We start from the raw sequence: 19,568 nt of genomic DNA on the forward strand, positions 1-19,568 counted from the left end.
TGTTAAATAGCATAGGTGCAAAATGAATTATAATTTAATGCCGGTAAAATATTTCGTTGATGTCGTTCAAACTCACGGCTTTATTTCAGCAGCAAGGAGAAACTATGTTTCAGAAACAGCAGTCAGTTCAGCTATTAAGAAATTAGAAGATGAATTGGGCCAAAAATTGCTTAACCGTTCTGCTGGTAAATTCTCGTTAACGCCAGTAGGAGAAGTTTTTTATAAACGCAGCGTAGAAATTATTAATTTGTACAGTGAAATTTGGCACCACCCGGATCCTAACCCGGAGAAGCTGTTACGTGTCCATTTTTTGCAAGGCTTTGAAAATGACGCTGCATTATTTGCTTCAAAAATACCAGATATTTGTCAGCCAAATTTTGACGAAGAAAATTTTGATTCTTGCATCAAAAGATTGATTAATGGTAATTATGACATACTGGTTGGATTTGACTTAGCTTTTGCCGGTAATAATAAAATAGACAGTCTACCTTTTAGGAAAACTAGTTTTGACTTACTGCTAAATAAAGATGAACTAAGACAATATCACGGGGATGAGCAGCAGCTCGCTGAGAACAGTATGCTTTATATGCAAAACTGGAAATCAACTGGTATTACTGATATTCAGCTTGCTATGCTTAAAATCTACTGTCAAAATGGTTGGAAATATAAAGAAGTGGCAGAAGTCAACAGCTTTGCCGCTGGATGTTTAAATGTCAACTTCAATGGTGGTATCACAATCGTACCGGAATCATTTAATTTACCGCAAAACTGCAATAATATTGAGCGTTTATCGCCAGTTCAATTGCAAAAAACTTTTAATGTGGTAATAGCAATGAATTCAATGGTTTCAACTAAATTCGGTAAAATGCTTAAGCATGTGACAACTTTAACTTATCGCTGATAACTTTTATGTGTTAGCGCTTTGATCTAAATTGACATAGAATTCAATTGTAATAAAAATCACAAAATATCAGAAAGGGTGATGTTACATTGAATTCTTTTTCAACTGATGTCGTAGTTGTTGGCTCAGGATCGGCTGGAATTTCAGCTTGTTTTGAACTTTATCAAAAGCATGTGCCATTTGTACTTTTAGAAAAAGGTAACAAAGTCGGAGGTGCCGGCAAATTTGGTGCTCATGGAGTTTTTGCTATTAATTCCACTGAACAAAAAAAGCTACACGTAAATTATGGCTATCGTGAAGCTTTTAACGGATTAACAGATTACAACCACTTCTTTGTTAATGGTGAACTATTGGCGCGATTTTTAAAAAAGTCAGGTTCCAATATCGATCGTTTAGCAGAAATGGGTTTACCGGTAACTGTGGAACAAAGCGAACAAAAAGCACACTTAAATGATCCACTGGTCTACCATAAATTTAATAATTTTAAAGAGAAAATGACTAACTGGGATAAATTACCGGATAAATTTACCGCAGCTGGCAATAAGGTAATGTTGGAAACTGCAGCTGTCGATCTGGAATATGATAATGGCTTAAAAGCAGTTATTGCTAAAAATAAAGATGGTGAAGAGATTAGAATTGCTGCTAAAAAAGTAATATTTGCTGATGGCGGCTATTGCGGCAGTCAGGAAATGATGACAGCCAATTTTTCAGATACTAACGCACTTTTGAACCTGGGAGAGCGCAAATCTACGGGTACGGGAATTAGATTAACGCATAAATTAGGTGCAGATTGTCGTCACCGCCCAGTTCTTTTTGCCCATGGCTGTGCACCAAGTATGAGTATTAATCCTATGAAAAGAGACAGTGCGGTTGAAACTCTAACCAATTTACCATTGCTGTGGCTGGATCAAACCGCTAATCGTTTTGTAAACGAGGATGTAGTTTATGATTTTGCTATGTGGGGCAATGCTGCCCATAACGTTAACGGTATGTACTACGTTTTACTGGACCAAAAGACTTTAGACACTTTTAAGCAAAAAGAGGTTAATCTTGAAGACACTTTTGAAAGACAGTTCTGTGACGTGGGGCAAACCCCAAGAACAACTGTGGGGCCTTTACCTAATATTCAAACAGACTTTGATAACACGGTTAAAACGGGTGAAGTAGTAAAAGCAGACAGCTTAAAGGAACTGGCCCAAAAGCTGCAATTGCCTTATATTTCCCTTGAAAGAAGTGTCAATTCTTATAACCAGGCCGTTAAGCAGAAAGAGGACGACACTTTCTTAAAGCCGGCTGCTGAATTATTGTTTGACGTTCAAGAAGGACCGTTTTACGCAATAATTGAGCACTGCGCAATTTTAGGAACATTAGACGGTGTCAATGTTGATCGTAACTGTCAGCCGGTAAAAGAAGATGGCACTCCACTTAAAGATTTATATATTGTTGGTAATAATGTTAACGGCTTATATTCTGATGGCTACCCGAGCTATGAAGGTATTGCTAACGGCTTTGCCTTTGTTTCCGGCTGGATTGCTGCAGAAGAAGCAATTAAGAGTTTAAATTAGGAGAAAAAGAAAAATGTTAGAAGGAAAAGTTGCTGTTGTTACTGGAGCTGCTCAAGGTATTGGCTATGCTATTAGTGAAGAATTTGCTAAGCAAGGTAGCGATGTCATTTTAACTGACTATAACAAGAAAGTGCTGGACGTTGCTGCTGAAATGAATGAAAAATATAACGGTAAGATTACCGGCTTGATTTTGAACGTCATGGATAAAGACAGTATTAAGAACGGGTTACAAACTATCGTTTCCGATTACGGTAAGATTGATTATGTAATGAATAACGCTGGCGGTGGCGTTTTGAAGCCATTTGCCGAACTGACTGATGAAGATTTTGATAATACGATTAATTTGGACTTGCGTGGGACCTTCTTATGTATGCGTGAGGAAATCAAACTGTTCTTAAAACAAGGCTATGGCTCAATCGTCAATACCAGTGCTTTAGGCAGCATTTATAATCCTGGTGGTATGGGCGCTTATAATGCAGCCAAAAATGGCATTATTGGTATGACTCAAGCTGCGGCGATTGATTATGCTGACAAAAATATTCGTGTTAATAGTGTTGCTCCCGGTCTAACTAAAACCCCACTTAACGAAGGCGGCTTTTTGGAGAAAGTTTTACCGACTGTACCAATGAAGAGGGCAGAAACCGCTGCTGAAGTTGCTAAAGTCTTTGTTTTTGTAGCTAGTGAAGCCACATTTATGACCGGTCAGACAATTCTAAGCGACGGCGGCGTTTCAGTCGGCCTGAAGTAGGGGAGAAAATTTATGTTTCCTAAAAATTCCGAATATAACCTAGTAATTGTTGGTGGCGGGCTTAGCGGTTTGGCAGCAGCTGTCAGTGCTGGCGAGCAGGGTATTAAGACCTTGGTAATTGAAAAAGGCAGGACACTTGGCGGTGACGGCAACTATGTTGAAGGCGCAATGGGAGTCGACAGCTTTTTGCAAAAAGAAAAAGGTATTAAGATTGATCCTACCAAATTGCTCCAAGATGAACTGAACTATTCCCACTATGAAGCTAGTGCCCCTCATTTGAGAAAATATATTAGTCAAAGTGGTTCAGTAATTGACTGGCTTCATTCCCTTGGAGTTGAGTATAGTAAAGTTGGTCCTCAAGGTAAAAGCTGGCCTACGATTCATACTTTTGCCGGTGGTGGTCATGCTGTGATAGCAAAGTTAATACCTCAGGCTAAAGCTTTTGGCGTGGAAATTGTGACTAGCATTAGTGCGCAAAAAATTTTACAACATAATGGTCATGTCAGTGGTCTAGTTATTAAAAATGAGGCTACAGGACAGTTTAGAGAATTAACTGCAACTAAAGTGATTTTAGCTACAGGTGGCTATGTGGATAATCCGGATTTGATTAAGAAACGGACTCCTGCAACTGAACGCTTGCTGTCAGTTAGTGATGGCAAATCTACCGGGGACGGCATGAAACTAGCATGGCAGGCTGGAGCTGAACACTATCAGATGGGCGCCATTCAATATGGTGGTGGTGCTATTTTGGATAAAACACGTCCACCTTTTGTTCATATGCCTGAACAATTGGCAGCAGCAGCGACTCAAGAGGCAATTTTATGGGTGAATGAGCAAGGTGAACGCTTTGTTAATGAAGATGTCAATGACAACATGTGTCATGCCGGCAGCGCTCTTTTAACCCAATCAAGAACCTTTTCAATCCTTAATCAAGAAACGGTTGACCATTTAACTAATGTCGGTCTTTACAAGGAAGTAGGCAATTCACCAGTTTCACCTGAAAAATTGGAGCATTTACAAGAAGAAATTACGCGTGACTTACAGAATGGTGATAAGTACCTGACTAAAGCAGATACTCTGGCTGAATTAGCAGAGAAATTGAATTTGCCCAATTTGCCGCAAACAATTGGGCGTTATAACGACTTAGTGGCTAAAGGAACCGATACCGACTTTGGTAAAGCTCCCGCATATATGACAGCTTTAAAAGATGGTCCATATTATGCAGTAGAATTGGGTATTGGTATGGCATGTGCAATTGGTGGTATTCGCGTTGATAATAACAATGCTGTTTTAAATTCATACGGTTATCCACTTACCGGAATTTATGCTGTTGGCAATGATGCTGCAGGGATGCTTGTTGGTGATACTTACGCTGTCACTTTACCAGGAAGTACAGCAGGTTATGCCGTATTTTCAGGTAGAAATGCCGTTCAAAGTATTACTAAAACCCGGTAAATATCAATGAATAGTGCTAAAAGAGTTTCCAATTCAAAAATTCGTATAGGTATCTTAGCGGTTAGTATGATTGGCATGGCATCTTTAGCTATTACTCCATCTTACGCTGCCATTGCTAAATTTTTTAGCCTTAACAATACTAGTGTACAAATGCTGACATCTTTACCAAATTTATTTATGATGCTTGCGGGAATAATCATTGGTAAATTAACAGCAAATAAAGTTAATTTAAAAGCGTTAACTCTTGTTTCAATTTTTTTGGTCACAATTGGTGGGTTATTGCCACTAATGTTGCACACGAATTTTGCGTTTTTACTTTTTTGTTCATGCTTAGTGGGCTTAGGTCAAGGAGCCTGCACCAATTTAACTCAAGTTTTAATCGCACAATTGCTGCCTCAAAGTGAACGTGAATCTACTATGGGGTTATCTACAACTTTTATTAATATTGGTGGCATGGTCTTTATCATGGGCGGAGGTCAACTGGCAGCTTCAAGCAGCTGGATTAATAATTACTGGATATACTTGTTTTCACTGCTAATACTGCTAATTGTATTTCTTCTTCTGCCCTTTGAAAACAGAACCGTTTCTCAGAATGACACTAAAGCAGGTAATACTAAAATTCATTTAAACAAATTCGTGTTTTATAGTGCCTTCTGGGCGTTTTTGATAATGTTACTTAATAATGTTTTAAATAATAATATCTCTTTGTTTGTAGTGAGAGAAAATCTTGGTGCCACTGCACAAGCAGCTCTAACATCCACCATTTCTCTTGTTGGTGGGATGATCTGCGGCTTATTTGTGGGTAAAATTGGCAAAAGGCTTCGCTACTCTTCAATTGCTCTTTCATTATGTTTGTATGGCATTGCATACTTATTAATTGGTCTGTTTCATTCTTTGTTAATTGTCTTTATTGGTAGTTTTATAGTAGGAGCAGCGATGAGTATTGCAATGGGACAATTTCCTTATTTGATTTCCTTAATTGTTGATGATAACAGTGTTTCTATGGCTTTGGGAATTTATGTTGCGATTTATTCGGTTGGTGGGGTCGTTAGTCCACTGATAATTAATCCTTTGACTAGTTTAGTCAGTCATTTAGGTTTTAACGTTTTCTCTCTAAGCGGTTTGCTGGCACTAATGCTAGCCGTAGTTTGTTTAGTGGTTAAATTTCAAAAGAATTTAGTTTTAGCTGTGAAAGAACAATAAAAAAGATAAATAAAAGTAGCCAATAGTTTATAGTGATGTGAATCACCAAATTTACCCTAAATTTTGGCGATATATAATTGCTATACTTTTTTTATTAAAGGATATATAATTAGGCCAAATAAAAATGAAAGGGCTTTAAAATTAAAGAAGGCGATAGTAATGACTAACTTTTTCAACGGCATAATATTCCAGAAAATTATGGGTGTCGTTTTGCTTTTGCTAGCTGGTTTTGAACTAGTATCTAGTTATAAATATACTAGAAGTATTCTCCAAAATGGGACTAGTAATGGCTTTTCAATTTTGGCAATTACTTTTGCTTTCTTTTTTGGGCTTGTTTTATTTTGTGGTGGAATTATTTGTTTGTTCTATCATTTTTAAATTTTGAATAGAAAAAAATTATAAGTTATTATCCACTTTAATTTAAAAACGTGGTAAAATCATTGTATAGTATAGTTATTAGTTTAAAAGAGGGTGTTAAAATGGCAAGTTTTTTAACGAGTGCAGCATTTTTAATGATTATCGCTGCGATTATGATGGCTTTAGGGTCTTATCAAGTAGTTAATAGTGTCGTTTATATCCACGGAATTTTACATAAGGGTACTAATAATGGCTTTATGCCTCTGGCAATGTGGACTTCTTTAGTTATTGGTTTATCATTGTTAATTGTTGGTATCGCTGCAATTGTTTTAGCTTTTAAAGGTTTTTAAATAAGGCTATAACAGTTATCATTGTGAAATTGAATAGATACAATTGAACTATATTATGTAATATACGTAGTCGGTAAGATATACCGACCACGTATATTTTATTTTCAGACAAAAAGTAAGCCTTCATTAAATTTTCTGAAAATAGTGGAAAAATTAATAGACTTATTAGTAAGCGCTATTTTAAAAGTGCTATAATAGAAGAAATAAATATTAGGATACATTTTAGGAGGAAATTATTATTATGGCAGAACAAACTATCATGCTTAATTGCAGCGCCGGAATGAGTACATCTTTATTGGTTACCAAAATGCAGCAAGCTGCAAAGGATCAAGGTATTGATGCAAATATTTTTGCATGCCCAGCTTCAGAAGCTTCGCAACATATTGAGCAAGATCATCCAGACTGCATTTTACTTGGACCACAAATTCGGTACATGGAAGATGACTTTAAGAATAAAGTAAAAGGTCAAGGAAAAGATGGTAACGATATTCCTCTTGGAGTTATTGATATGCGTTCATACGGCATGATGGACGGTAAAAAAGTATTGCAACAAGCTGAAGACTTGATTAACGGATAAGGGGATAACGATGGCAGAAAAACAAACACCAGAACAGAAAGAGCAAGAAACTTTAGAAGCAGCTATGGGCCTTATTGCCAATGGTGGTAATGCTAAAAGTCTTGCTTTTGAAGCTATCAGACTGGCTAAAAAAGGCGACATTGCAGGTGCTAGAGCTAAGTTAGCAGAATCCGATAAATCTCTTAATGAAGCACATAACTCTCAAACTGGAATGCTGACCAAAGAAGCTCAAGGAGACCATACAAAAGTTACTCTGCTTGTTGTTCATTCACAAGACCATTTGATGAATGCTATTACATTTAGAGATTTAGCTGGAGAAATGGTTGATCTTTATGAAAAGCTTTTTAATGCGAATGTATTAAAGAAAGAAGCAGACGAATAAACTTAATGAACAAAAGCAAATTGATGAATTTGTAAACGATACTGTTTTTGAAAAACAAGGCGCGGTTAATTAATCGTGATCAATTTTTGCATCATTGTCTTTATTAGGTAGGTTTTATAATTGTACTTTTTTACATTGCGCATTTTAGATCTATTATTTGGAGTGAAATATGAAACAAGTAAAAATAGGCAAAAGTGACGTTTATACCAGTAAGTTAGGTTTAGGGACGAATAAGGTCGGAGGACATAATCTGTTTAATAATTTAAACGAAAAAGATGGATATGACCTCCTGCGAGAAGCCTTTAATCTAGGAATTAATTTCTTGGACACAGCCTATGTCTATGGTCTTGGTAGATCAGAAGAAATTATTGGTGATGTTTTGCAAGATTATGATCGTTCGAAAGTTATAATTGCCACTAAAGCTGCCCAAGATAAGTCGCAGGATATGGCCATTAATAATAGTGCCGAGTTTATTAAAAAAGCAGTTGACGAAGCATTATCACGACTGAAGACCGATTACATTGATATTTTTTATTTGCATTTTCCGGATAAAGAAACGCCCAAAGACGAGGCAGTTGAAACTTTGTCTGATTTAAGAAAAGCTGGAAAAATAAGAGCAATTGGTGTTTCTAATTTTTCATTGGATCAAATTAAAGAAGCTAACAAAAACGGTAAAGTTGATATTGTTGAAGATCAATTCAGTTTGGTTCACCAATCTCCAGTTAAAGAAGAATTAAAGTATTTACAGGAAAATAATATTTCCTTTGTGCCATTTTTCCCACTGGCATCAGGACTGTTAACGGGTAAATATGCTTTAGCAGACTGGGACAAGTTTAAAAATAGTGATGGTGGTAAACTACTAGGTAATTTTGACAAGAAACAATATGATGAAGCAATTACAGGAATTGATGGGATTAGAAAGATTGCTGAAGATCATCAGGCAACTGTAACGCAAATTGTATTGGCATGGTATATGGCAAATCCTGCGATAAGTGTTGTGATTCCTGGAGCTCGTAATGCGGCTCAAGTTAGAAGTAACGCTGCAGCTTTAGAAGTTGAATTGTCTTCAAGTGAATATCAGCAAATTGATCACTTATTCAGTAGCTTTTGATAAGAATTAAGAATATAGTTTAATTTTTAAATGTTAAAATAAAAAAATACACGATTGCCAACAAATTGGCATCGTGTATTTTATTGTGCTTTACTATGAAATTAATCCAAATCTAGACCGTTTGAATTGATGACTTTTTTATACCAGTCGAATGAATCTTTACGTGAACGTTTCAAAGTACCTTCACCAGCATCATTCTTATCAACATAAATAAAGCCGTACCGTTTATCCATTTGACCAGTTCCAGCAGATACAAGATCGATTGGTCCCCATGGCAGATAGCCCATTAAGTCCACGCCATCAATTGCAACTGCTTTTTCCATTTCAGAAATGTGCTTTCTTAAATAGTCAACCCTGTAATCATCATGAATGGAGCCATCTGCTTCAACTTTATCATAAGCTCCTAAACCATTTTCAACGATAAACAAAGGTTTGTGATAACGATCAGTTAAGTGATTTAGAGCAATCCTTAATCCAGCTGGATCAATTTCCCAACCCCAATCACTTCTTTCTAAAGTTGGGTTTTGGGTTATTGCTTTAGATAAGTCGTTTAATTCGTCCGGCTTAACGTTTTTAGCTGAAACAGTAGTTGTTTGGTAGTAACTGAAAGCTACATAGTCAACAGTGCCTTCCTTCAAAACAATTCTGTCTTCATCAGTAATGTCAGGACGATAACCATTTCGTTTAATATATGCTTCAACTTCTTTAGGATATTCACCAAAGACATGAACATCAGAGAACCAGTCACGACGCTGTTCAAACTTATCAGCTAACAACACATCGTCTGAAGAAGGAGTTAGTGGTCTAACAGGTGAGTAATTAATCATACAACCAATTTGAAAATCAGGATTAATTTTATGTCCAACTTTAACAGCTAAAGCAGACGCTACTAACTCATAGTGGGCTGCTTGATACATAGCGGCTTCTTTTTCTTTGTCAGTCATGCCATTAAAAATTATTCCTGAATTTGTTGCCATTAAAAAGTCTTCGTTATAAGCAGACTGATTATCAATTTCATTGAAGGTCATCCAGTACTTTACTTTATTCTTGTAGCGCTTAAAGCAAACTGTTGCAAAGCGGACAAAGAAATCTATTAATTTGCGATTGGTAAAACCATGATATTTTTTCACTAAATTAAAGGGAATTTCAAAGTGAGATAAAGTAATTACCGGTTCAATACCATATTGGTGGCAGGTATCAAACAAGTCATCATAAAATTTTAAACCTGCTTCGTTAGGCTTTTCATCATCGCCGTTAGGAAAAATTCTGGTCCAGGCAATTGAAGTTCTAAAGGCTTTAAAACCCATTTCGGCCATTAATTTTATATCTTCTTGATAGTGGTGATAAAAATCAATAGCACTGTGGTTAGGATAGTTCTTGCCGGGAATAACCCCATCAGTAATTTCGCGAGGTTTAGTGGCAGAGCCAACAGTCATGACATCGGCAACTGACATCCCCTTGCCATCTTCGTTCCAGGCTCCTTCTAATTGATGAGCAGCAACGGCACCGCCCCATAAAAACCCTTCTGGCATTTTTGCTGAATACATTTTTATCTCCTTTTTAATATTTTTGTGATAGCGTTAACAGTTATATTTTATACAATTGCTACTTAATCTTCAAGTAACATTAACACTAGCTTTATTGCAAAAAATAAGGCTATAATTGTTAATATAATATCGTAAAGGACTGGAAAATATGACAAGCAAATCTTCTAATCAAAGTGATGTTGAGCGTAAAAAACATGAAGATAGTATCAAATATCTTTATTTTAGCCGCTATTTAATGGTTCGTTACAGCGTAGTCATCTTTCTCTTTGCCAATCTGTTTTGGTTGTTAATTTTAGTTGAATACCAGAAACTACCGGGAATAATTTTAGCTGGTTTAATGACTATTTTGTCCGGAATTGCTGCCATCGAACAGCTGACTAAAATGCATAACCGCAAGAGCGATGTACCAATTACCAGAATTTATTTATGGCTTCAAATTATCGGTAATATTTTGCTGGCTTGCAGCCTATTTCTACCTTTCAAAAAACAAATTCTGCCCTTTATTACTGATCAGAATTCAGTCTATTTTATGGTTGCGTTTCTGTTAGCGGGTATTTTGCTGGCTTATTTTTGTGAGCGCAGAATACATAATATTAATATCGGAAAAGATAAATATTTAAAGGCAATTAAAGCATTTAAAAATAATTAATGTTTGCATTTTATTTGAACACGCTTACAATAACTATTATAGTCAATTAAATATAGTTAACTAATAATAATTATATAGAGGGAGTAGTTTTTATGGCTGAATCAAATAAAAAACCAATAAAAGATCGAATTGCTGAAATGGCGGGCAAGTTTGCTGCCACGCGGTTCGTCAGGGCTATTATGGACGCTGGTTATAGTGTGATTTCATTTTCCATTATTGGGTCCATTTTCTTAATTTTGACAGTGTTGCCGAAAGCTATACCTGTTCCCGGATTTGCTGCTTGGTATGTGGGGACAATAGGACGTTTTACCAACCTGTTTCAGTCCGTTTACAACGCCACGATGGGTATTATTGCGCTGGTTTTCTCTGGTACTTTTGCTTATTCCTATACCAAGATTTATCGTGATGAAGAACACTTAAGTTTAATTCCTATTGATGGCTTAATGATGTTTTTAATGGGTTTCTTCATTACTGTTGCTGAATTAGTATGGAAAAACGGTAGAGTTGAATTTATAACTTTATTTACTAAAGATAAAATGATTGCTGGAGGTTACCAAGCTTCTCCATTAGCTGGTATTTACCGTATCGGTGCTGTCGGTATTTTTATCGGTCTGGTTGTAGCTTGGATAACGGTACAAATATACCGCTTTACTATTAAACATAACTGGCAAATAAAAATGCCGGATTCAGTACCATCAGGTGTTGCCAACTCCTTTAGTGCAATGATTCCAGGCTTTTGCGTTGCTGTAGTTATGTCAGCAATAAATATGGCTTTAGTTATGGCTGGGACTGACTTATTCAACGTTCTGTTTATTCCATTCTCATTTATTAGTGATATTGCTGATACTTGGTGGGGCTTTTTAATCATTCTGTTTCTTATTCACTTCTTATGGTGGTTTGGAATTCATGGTGCAACGATTATCAGCTCCTTCTATTCCCCAATTGTTTTAGCTAATATGCAAGCTAATGTTAATCAAGGTGCTCACCACGTTTTTGCGGGTGAAATCTTAAATGCCTTTGTTACAATTGGTGGTTCTGGTGCTACCTTGGGTGTCGCTATTTGGCTGGTATTACGGGCACGTTCAACACAATTAAAAGAACTAGGTAAAGTTGAAATTGTACCAGCTGTTTTCAATATTAACGAACCAATTCTTTTCGGCCTGCCAATTGTGTATAATATTGATTTGTTTATCCCATTTATTTGTGCACCCATGGCTTCAGGTCTGGTAGCTTATTTAGCAATTGCCGCAAAGATTGTTCCGGTCATCATAGTACAACAGCCTTGGCCAACACCTGTTGGTTTAGGTGGTTATCTTGCCACTACCAGTTGGCAAGGTGGCCTAGTTTCAATTATTTGTGCAATAGTAGCCTTTTTGATTTGGTACCCGTTCATTAAGCATTATGATAACGTTACTCTCAAGAATGAAAGGAAGAACGCAACTCCAGATGCCGCATAAATAATAGTTAGTCTTTAAAAATCTGTCTTGCAAAAGGCAGATTTTTTTGTTAATTGTTCATGTATGATTAACAAAATACTAAACAATATTTTAGTATTAAGAGCGCTTACTCGTTATAATAAAAGTGTAGTCGTATTATCTGATTGTGGAGGAATTTTTTATGAAATATCCAAAAACCAAAGAAGTTTTAAACCAATTGGTCGCTGATTTGACCCAATTACATATGGTTGTTCACCAACATCATTGGTATATGCGTGGTAACCGCTTTTTGAAATTACACCCATACTTAGACAAGGTAATGGATGAACTAGCTGACCAACTGGATGAAGTGTCTGAACGTTTAATTACCCTTGATGGTTCTCCAGTTTCAACTTTAAGTGAAATAGCAGCTAAAACAAAAATTCCTGATGAAAAGGGTAATTGGGATGAAACTATTGATGAGCGCTATGCAAAAATTATTGCTGATTACCATTATCTTGATCAACTTTATGAGGAAGGGATCAAGGTTAGTGATGAAGAGGGAGACTACTCAACTAATGATATGCTGACTGGCTTCCACTCAGATGTTGAAAAACGTATTTGGATGATGTCAGGCGAAATTAACAAAGCTCCTGAAATTGATCCCGAATAATTAAGTCAATTGCAAAAAGCAGTCTAGGACTGCTTTTTTTATATCTTCTTTTTCTGCTATAATGAAATTGAACTACTGGTTAATAATTTAATTTTAGAAAGCACAGATCATGGATAAAGAAGAACAGGATAGGTTGAAAAAACTGGCTGCAGTAAAGGCTGCTGCATTAGTTAAGCCGAAAATGAAATTGGGAGTCGGAACCGGCTCTACAGTCGCTTTTTTAATTGCTGAATTAGGCAGAAGAAAAAAAGAAGAAGGACTTGATCTAGCAGCAGTGGTGACAACTTCAAGTAGAAGTAAAAAGCAGCTGGAAAGCTATGGTTTCCATGTTGCTGAATTGGCAACTGTGGACCAACTTGACGTAACTATTGATGGGGCAGACAGAATAGCCGCTAATTTTGATGGCATCAAAGGTGGTGGCGGTGCCTTAACAATGGAAAAAAATGTTGCGATTAATTCACGACAAGTAGTTTGGATTGTGGATGAATCTAAAATGGTTGACCACCTTAGTGGTTTTCCATTACCAGTTGAAGTTTTGCCAATATCGTGTGAGCAAAATTTCAAACTTTTTCAGGCTGAAGGACTAAATCCCAAGTGGCGGATGAGTGGAAATAAGCGTTTTGTCACTCATTATGGCAATTATATTATTGATTTAAACATTGATCCTATTCCAGTTCCCAGCGGACTAGCTGATTACCTGGATCATACCGTTGGTGTGGTCGAGCATGGTCTTTTTTTAGGGATGTGCGATGAAGTTATTATTGCTCATGCTAATGGCAATATTGAAGACCGCAAAAAATAACTTTACGAGTTAGCCTAAGATTTTGTTTTTGGCTAACTTTTTTCAAAGAGCAACTGGAAGCTAAATTTGGTATCATATTGCTATAACCATTTTAAAAGAGGATTCTTATGTTAAAAAAACCTTTGATAATTAGTACCGATCCCGGAATTGATGATGTAGTAGCATTAACAACAGCCTTGTTTGCTCCTGAACTTGATGTGAAATTGATTGCTGCAACATGGGGCAATGTTCCGCTTAAAAACACTTTGGACAATACCTTAAAACTGGAAACTTTTTTGCAAACTAAAGTGCCAGTCGTGAGTGGAGCACAAAGACCATTGTTACGAGACCAAATTGATGCTTCTGATGTTCACGGCCAAAGTGGCCTAGCCGGTTTTGATTTTCCTGAACCTGATTACAGCTTATTAAAACCAGGTTTAGCTGCAGAAACAATTCACAAGGTGGTTGCTAATAGCAGCGAGAAGGTAACTTTAATGCAAATCGGTCCAGCGACTGATTTTGCGCTTTATTTTAGGCAGTTCCCTGAAGATTTACCTAAAATTGAGCAACTAGTAATTATGGGTGGTGCAATTGGTCGTGGCAATTGGGGGCCGTATGCGGAATATAATGTTGCGGGTGACCCTGAAGCAGCACAAATTGTTTTTGCAAGTGGCATAAAAATTTTATTGGCGCCACTGGAATTAGGTCATCAAGCTTATATTACTCCGGAAGTCTTAATGCAAATTAAGAAAATAGGCAGAACTGGTAATATGCTTTACCATATTATGGATAAATTGCAAGATCACACTAGAACTAATGGTCGAGAAGTATACGATGCGTTGGCATCTGGAATGTTGGTAAAACCGGAAATGTACACTTTTAAACCGGCTTATGTCGTGGTCGATACTAAAAGCCCTAGTGCTTATGGCGCATCAATGATTGATTTTGACAACTTTTTTGGTCAACCAGCAAATGTTCAAGTTGGTGTAGAAATTGACCGTAGACAATTTTCTGAGTGGTTAATTTCCGCTATCAAGGAAATAAATAATTGAGGTAGATAATGGCAGATTTCGTTTATCGTACTGTGATGCGCGATATCAAACAAAATATTTTGGATAACAAATATGAAGGAATGCGTCTTCCAGACGAGCGTAGTCTAGCTGAATACTATCAAGTAAGTCGCTCATCAATGAAAAGGGCAATGGAGCTGCTTTCTCAACAAGGGATTGTTTTTAAAAAAAGGGGTAGTGGTACTTTCATCAATCCCCTATATTTAAAGAACCAATCATTGTTTCGTTATGAAGGATCAAATTTAGGGTTGACCGATAGCCTTAAAGTTCCAGGTAAAAAGCAGGGTATTAAGCTGCTTTCTTTTAATGTGATTAAAACACCCGCTGGAATAGCTCAAGACTTGTTTCTTAAAGAAAATGACTTTGTTTACCAATTTAAAAGACTTCGTTTTTTGGATGAACAGCCCTTTTTGATAGAAACTGGCTATGTACCTATTAAAATAGTTCCTGAGCTTAAACCTGAGCACTTAAAAAAGTCCCTTTTTAATTACTTAGAGGATTCACAAAATAAGGTAGTCACTAAAGCCTTTCTTAACATCACCGTTGATCCATCTGATAGGGATGATCAAGCAAGGCTTAATTTGAAGTCTACTGAACCAGTTGGAGTAATGGAAGGTATTTTCTTTTTAGATGATGGTACTCCATTTGAAGTGTCAACTATGCGTATTCATTATCAATACATGCGCTTTAATACTTTTGTTAATTTGAATAAATAAAAAACAGGCGAAAGCCTGTTTTTTTGGATACATTCTATATAAAAAAGGAAATCAAACATTGCTAAATTGTTGCATATCCGTGAGCCGTCCAGTATAAACAAAATTTAAGTTAATCTTTTTGGTTTTGTCACTTAAATCCTGTAGAAGTTTATGCTGCATAGTTGTTAAATGCAAATGCTGCAGCACAACAGAAGCTTGAATGTACAATACTAATTTGCCAGCATAATCTAATGGATGGTCTTGATTGTCAAATTTGCGCATGACCATACCAATGGCGTCACGAATTTGCTTATATTTATTGATATTCAATTCATTATATATATTAGAGTAAAAACTCTGATAAAACTGCTCTAAATCCTGATAAACTTCTTCGATTAGTTGTTGCTGCTTTTTTGAAAACAAACTACCAAAAAAGTTACGCATAACCTCACTTCCTTAAAACCGAAATGATTTGGGTCTTCGGCGAAAAATTTTTCTGAAATTTTTCTGGCAAAGGCAAATCTGTGATCAAAACGTCAATTTCATTAAGTGGAATTGACATGTAAGGAGAAGAATTTTCACTATCAAACTTATATTTTTCTGCAACAACAATAACTTGCTTTGCTCTGGAACACGCGGTTTTAATTAACTCCGAATCACTCATTTTTGCTGAATAAATACCGTCATCTTTAACGTTGGAGGTGCCAATGAAAGCAGTATTAAAACTTATCCTATGTAAAAGATCAAGTGAAGTTACAGAATAATTAAACCTATGCTCTTTATCAATTTTTCCTCCCAGCAGTCTTACACTTGGTAATTTTGTTTGCATCAATGCTAGTGAGTTGTCAATTGAATTAGTGACTATTTGCAAATCTGTACCACAAATTAATTCACACAATTTTTTAAGAGTAGTTGAGGGACCAATAAAATCGCACTGGTTAGGATGTACAAAACGTCTAGCCATCTGGGCCATTTTAATTTTAATAGGTGAATCGATTTGGTTTCTGGTAAGAAAATTAGGCACCTCATTTTCATCAATAGCAATTAATCCGCCATGAACTCTGATTGCTTGTCCAGTTGTGGTTAATCGAACCACGTCTCGACGAGCAGTGTCAAAAGAAATATTGAAATAGTGTGCTAAGCTGCGAGTTCGTAAATGTTTTTCATTTTTAAGCATTTGCTTGATTTTTAATAGACGGTCTTCCTGTGACATCATACTTCTCCTCTAAATAAATTAACACTACAGCGAATATTGTTTAACTACTTTTTCAGCATTTAGCAATAAAAATAAGCACTTATCAGTATTTGAGCATAAATATGCTGATCTGTAAATAAAAAGTAGAGGAATAATAGTGTTTTTCCTCTACTGACTTTAAACAAACACGTTTTTATAAAATTGGGACGAACCAATTTTCAAAATGGTTGAACTTTTATCAAAAATTGCTATAATATGTTTATAAAATGAAATTAAGCTAAACAACTAAGGGAGAATTAAAATGGCAGTTGATTATGATTCAAAAGAATTCCTTAAAAGCGTTGACGCTCATTGGCGGGCTGCAAATTATTTATCAGTCGGTCAGCTTTTCTTAATGAGCAATCCATTATTAAAACATGATTTAAAAGCAAGTGAGGTAAAACCTAAGCCAATTGGTCACTGGGGTACTATTTCACCGCAAAACTTTATTTATGCCCATTTAAACAGAGTTATTAAGAAGTATGGCTTGAATATGTTCTATATTGAAGGCTCAGGTCATGGTGGTCAGGTTATGGTTTCAAACTCGTATCTTGATGGTTCATATAGTGAACTTTATCCTGAAATTCAACAAGACGAAAAGGGCATGGCTAAGCTCTTTAAACGCTTTAGTTTTCCGGGTGGCTCCGCTTCGCACGCCGCACCTGAAACTCCAGGATCAATGCATGAAGGTGGAGAATTAGGTTACTCACTTTCCCATGGTACTGGTGCCATATTAGATAATCCTGATGTGATTGCAGCTGTGGAAATCGGTGATGGAGAAGCTGAAACTGGTCCGCTTGCAGCAAGCTGGTTCAGTGATAAATTTATTAACCCTATTAAAGATGGTGCTGTGCTGCCGATCTTGCAAATTAATGGTTTTAAGATTTCTAATCCAACGATCGTTTCCAGAATGTCAGACGAAGAACTGACCAAATACTTTGAAGGTATGGGCTGGCATCCTTATATTATTTCCGCATATAATGGCGGCGAATTTGACGGTTATAAAGACCATATGCAAATTCACGCAGAAATGGCCAAATTAATGGATACTGTCATTGAAGAGATTAAAGCAATCCAAAAGAATGCACGTGAAAACAATGATTTAACCTTACCTCACTGGCCAATGATTATTTTCCGCGTGCCTAAGGGTTGGACTGGTCCCAAGAAAGATCTTGACGGTAATCCAATTGAAAACTCCTTTAGAGCACACCAAATTCCAATTCCAGTTGCTCAAGATGATATGGAACACAAAGATATGCTCGTTGACTGGCTTAAGAGCTATAAACCGGAAGAACTATTTGATGAAAATGGTACACCAACTGCAGTGGTAACAGCGGATAATGTTGCTGGTGATAGTCGAATGGCTATGAACCCAATCACTAATGCTGGTGGTGAAAAAGCTAAGCGCCTTAGCTTGCCTGATTATCGCAAGTACGCTTTGAAATTTGATCAACCAGGTTCTATTGAAGCTGAGGATATGACCGAATGGGCTAAGTACTTAAATGAAATCGCTGAACTTAATCCAAATACTTTCCGTGGCTTTGGACCAGATGAGACCAAGTCTAACCGCTTGTTTAAGTTCATTGATGAGCAAAAACGGCAATGGGAAAGCTCTGTTCATACTCCTAATGATGAAAACTTGGCACCAAGCGGGCGTTTAATCGATTCTCAATTATCAGAACACCAGGACGAGGGCTGGCTTGAAGGTTATGTTTTATCAGGTCGTCATGGCTTCTTTGCTACCTACGAATCATTTGGCCGGGTTGTAGATTCAATGCTGACCCAGCATATGAAGTGGTTAAGAAAAGCTAAGGAACAATATTGGCGTAAGGATTACCCCTCACTTAACTTTATTGCAACTTCAACTGTGTTCCAGCAAGACCATAACGGTTATACCCACCAAGACCCAGGTGTATTGACTCACATGTATGAAAAGAATCGTCCTGATTTAGTTCATGAGTATCTGCCTGCCGATACTAACTCATTGTTGGCAATTTCCCAAAAAGCTTTCACTGATCGTGAATGTATTAATATTTTGGTAACTTCTAAGCAAGAAAGACCACAATGGTTCTCAATTGATGAAGCAACTCGTATTGCAAATCACGGCTTATCTTACATTGATTGGGCTTCAACTGACCATAATGCTAAACCTGATGTTGTGTTTGCTTCAACTGAAACTGAACCAACAATGGAATCTCTTGCCGCAATCGATATTTTGCACAAGAATTTCCCTGACCTGAAAATTCGTTACATCAATGTTATTGATGTTATGAAGCTAATGAATACCAAAGATAATCCAGAAGCAATTTCAGATGAGGAATTTGAGCAATTGTTCCCAAGCGATGTGCCAGTGATTTTTGCCTGGCACGGTTACAAAGCTATGATGCAGTCTATCTGGTTCGGCCGCAAACGCAGTAACGTTCATATTCACTGCTATGAAGAAGAAGGCGACATTACCACACCGTTTGATATGCGGGTAGTTAACGAACTTGATCGCTTCCATTTGGCTAAAGATGCCATTTTAAGTGTTCCTCGTTACGCTGAAAAGAGTGCCGGCTTTGTAGCAGAAATGGACAGATTACTTGCTAAGCATCACCAATACATTCGTGATAATGGTAAAGATATGCCTGAAGTTACAGAATGGCAATGGACTGGTCTTAATTAACAAAAATATCGGGCGCAGACAGTTTCTAAGTAATAGAAACTGTTTTTTGCTTTAGCTAATTTTAATAGTCTTATTCTTGTTAAAAATAAAAAATTTATTTATAATAAATATCATCATGAGGGAGTAACAGCAATTACTTGCGATAAGCCCAACACCCGAAGGAATACTTCTGGACTTATCTTAAATAGTG

The 19,568-nt window shown here is 36.7% G+C and carries 20 protein-coding genes; 17 read left to right on the forward strand and 3 right to left on the reverse strand.

What is annotated here, in order from left to right; genetic code table 11:
• Positions 1 to 22 precede the first annotated feature (22 nt).
• The 10 genes from H3R29_RS06050 to H3R29_RS06095 all read left to right on the forward strand — a co-directional run bounded on the left by H3R29_RS06050 (position 23) and on the right by H3R29_RS06095 (position 8,649).
• Positions 23 to 901 (forward strand): LysR family transcriptional regulator, encoded by an 879-nt coding sequence (locus H3R29_RS06050; RefSeq protein WP_198202780.1) that lies wholly within the window; start codon positions 23 to 25, stop codon positions 899 to 901.
• A gap of 89 nt (positions 902 to 990) precedes the next feature.
• Complete coding sequence (locus H3R29_RS06055) at positions 991 to 2,466, forward strand: FAD-binding protein (RefSeq protein WP_198202781.1); 1,476 nt, start codon at positions 991 to 993, stop codon at positions 2,464 to 2,466.
• 13 nt (positions 2,467 to 2,479) lie between these two features.
• Positions 2,480 to 3,214 (forward strand): SDR family NAD(P)-dependent oxidoreductase, encoded by a 735-nt coding sequence (locus H3R29_RS06060; protein ID WP_174795531.1) that lies wholly within the window; start codon positions 2,480 to 2,482, stop codon positions 3,212 to 3,214.
• 12 nt (positions 3,215 to 3,226) lie between these two features.
• Positions 3,227 to 4,669: an FAD-binding protein gene (locus H3R29_RS06065; RefSeq protein ID WP_198202782.1), complete on the forward strand. Its 1,443-nt coding sequence runs from the start codon at positions 3,227 to 3,229 to the stop codon at positions 4,667 to 4,669.
• Positions 4,670 to 4,675: 6 nt separating this feature from the next.
• Positions 4,676 to 5,872, forward strand: coding sequence for an MFS transporter (locus H3R29_RS06070; RefSeq protein ID WP_198202783.1), 1,197 nt, complete (start codon positions 4,676 to 4,678; stop codon positions 5,870 to 5,872).
• 159 nt (positions 5,873 to 6,031) lie between these two features.
• Positions 6,032 to 6,250: a hypothetical protein gene (locus tag H3R29_RS06075; RefSeq protein WP_198202784.1), complete on the forward strand. Its 219-nt coding sequence runs from the start codon at positions 6,032 to 6,034 to the stop codon at positions 6,248 to 6,250.
• 101 nt (positions 6,251 to 6,351) lie between these two features.
• The gene (locus tag H3R29_RS06080; RefSeq protein ID WP_046324494.1) at positions 6,352 to 6,579 is read left to right on the forward strand and encodes a hypothetical protein; all 228 of its coding nucleotides are present in this window, start codon (positions 6,352 to 6,354) and stop codon (positions 6,577 to 6,579) included.
• A 241-nt stretch (positions 6,580 to 6,820) separates the two neighbouring features.
• The gene (locus tag H3R29_RS06085) at positions 6,821 to 7,156 is read left to right on the forward strand and encodes a PTS sugar transporter subunit IIB (protein ID WP_046324495.1); all 336 of its coding nucleotides are present in this window, start codon (positions 6,821 to 6,823) and stop codon (positions 7,154 to 7,156) included.
• 10 nt (positions 7,157 to 7,166) lie between these two features.
• A complete protein-coding gene (locus H3R29_RS06090) occupies positions 7,167 to 7,538 on the forward strand; it encodes a PTS lactose/cellobiose transporter subunit IIA (RefSeq protein WP_046324496.1) in 372 nt (123 codons plus the stop codon).
• Between the two features lie 169 nt (positions 7,539 to 7,707).
• A complete protein-coding gene (locus H3R29_RS06095; RefSeq protein ID WP_198202785.1) occupies positions 7,708 to 8,649 on the forward strand; it encodes an aldo/keto reductase in 942 nt (313 codons plus the stop codon).
• Positions 8,650 to 8,750: 101 nt separating this feature from the next.
• On the opposite strand, the gene H3R29_RS06100 is transcribed toward H3R29_RS06095, so the two are convergent.
• Positions 8,751 to 10,196, reverse strand: a complete 1,446-nt coding sequence (locus tag H3R29_RS06100) for a 6-phospho-beta-glucosidase (protein ID WP_198202786.1) — start codon at positions 10,194 to 10,196, stop codon at positions 8,751 to 8,753.
• Between the two features lie 148 nt (positions 10,197 to 10,344).
• Here H3R29_RS06100 and H3R29_RS06105 point away from each other — a divergent pair, with 148 nt between their 5' ends.
• The 6 genes from H3R29_RS06105 to H3R29_RS06130 all read left to right on the forward strand — a co-directional run bounded on the left by H3R29_RS06105 (position 10,345) and on the right by H3R29_RS06130 (position 15,500).
• On the forward strand, positions 10,345 to 10,845 hold the full coding sequence (locus H3R29_RS06105; protein ID WP_110445775.1) for a PTS cellobiose transporter subunit IIA: 501 nt from the start codon (positions 10,345 to 10,347) through the stop codon (positions 10,843 to 10,845).
• 92 nt (positions 10,846 to 10,937) lie between these two features.
• A complete protein-coding gene (gene celB / locus H3R29_RS06110) occupies positions 10,938 to 12,302 on the forward strand; it encodes a PTS cellobiose transporter subunit IIC (RefSeq protein WP_198202787.1) in 1,365 nt (454 codons plus the stop codon).
• A 160-nt stretch (positions 12,303 to 12,462) separates the two neighbouring features.
• Entirely contained in the window at positions 12,463 to 12,933 is a 471-nt protein-coding gene (locus H3R29_RS06115; protein ID WP_046324501.1) for a DNA starvation/stationary phase protection protein, read from the forward strand.
• 109 nt (positions 12,934 to 13,042) lie between these two features.
• Positions 13,043 to 13,735 carry a ribose-5-phosphate isomerase RpiA gene (gene rpiA, locus H3R29_RS06120; protein ID WP_198202788.1) on the forward strand — a complete coding sequence of 231 codons (693 nt, stop codon included), beginning with the start codon at positions 13,043 to 13,045 and terminating at the stop codon, positions 13,733 to 13,735.
• A gap of 107 nt (positions 13,736 to 13,842) precedes the next feature.
• Positions 13,843 to 14,766, forward strand: a complete 924-nt coding sequence (locus H3R29_RS06125) for a nucleoside hydrolase (RefSeq protein WP_198202789.1) — start codon at positions 13,843 to 13,845, stop codon at positions 14,764 to 14,766.
• Positions 14,767 to 14,774: 8 nt separating this feature from the next.
• On the forward strand, positions 14,775 to 15,500 hold the full coding sequence (locus H3R29_RS06130) for a GntR family transcriptional regulator (RefSeq protein ID WP_187156416.1): 726 nt from the start codon (positions 14,775 to 14,777) through the stop codon (positions 15,498 to 15,500).
• A gap of 51 nt (positions 15,501 to 15,551) precedes the next feature.
• Here the strand turns inward: H3R29_RS06130 and H3R29_RS06135 are convergent, their stop codons facing one another.
• On the reverse strand, positions 15,552 to 15,923 hold the full coding sequence (locus tag H3R29_RS06135; RefSeq protein ID WP_198202790.1) for a bacteriocin immunity protein: 372 nt from the start codon (positions 15,921 to 15,923) through the stop codon (positions 15,552 to 15,554).
• A 4-nt stretch (positions 15,924 to 15,927) separates the two neighbouring features.
• Positions 15,928 to 16,692: a DeoR/GlpR family DNA-binding transcription regulator gene (locus H3R29_RS06140; protein ID WP_198202874.1), complete on the reverse strand. Its 765-nt coding sequence runs from the start codon at positions 16,690 to 16,692 to the stop codon at positions 15,928 to 15,930.
• A 283-nt stretch (positions 16,693 to 16,975) separates the two neighbouring features.
• On the opposite strand from H3R29_RS06140, the gene H3R29_RS06145 reads away from it, so the two are divergent.
• Positions 16,976 to 19,378: a phosphoketolase family protein gene (locus H3R29_RS06145; RefSeq protein WP_198202791.1), complete on the forward strand. Its 2,403-nt coding sequence runs from the start codon at positions 16,976 to 16,978 to the stop codon at positions 19,376 to 19,378.
• Positions 19,379 to 19,568: the final 190 nt, after the last annotated feature.

Origin of the sequence: Lactobacillus sp. M0393, from assembly GCF_016102025.1 — a bacterium.
GTDB lineage: Bacteria > Bacillota > Bacilli > Lactobacillales > Lactobacillaceae > Lactobacillus > Lactobacillus melliventris.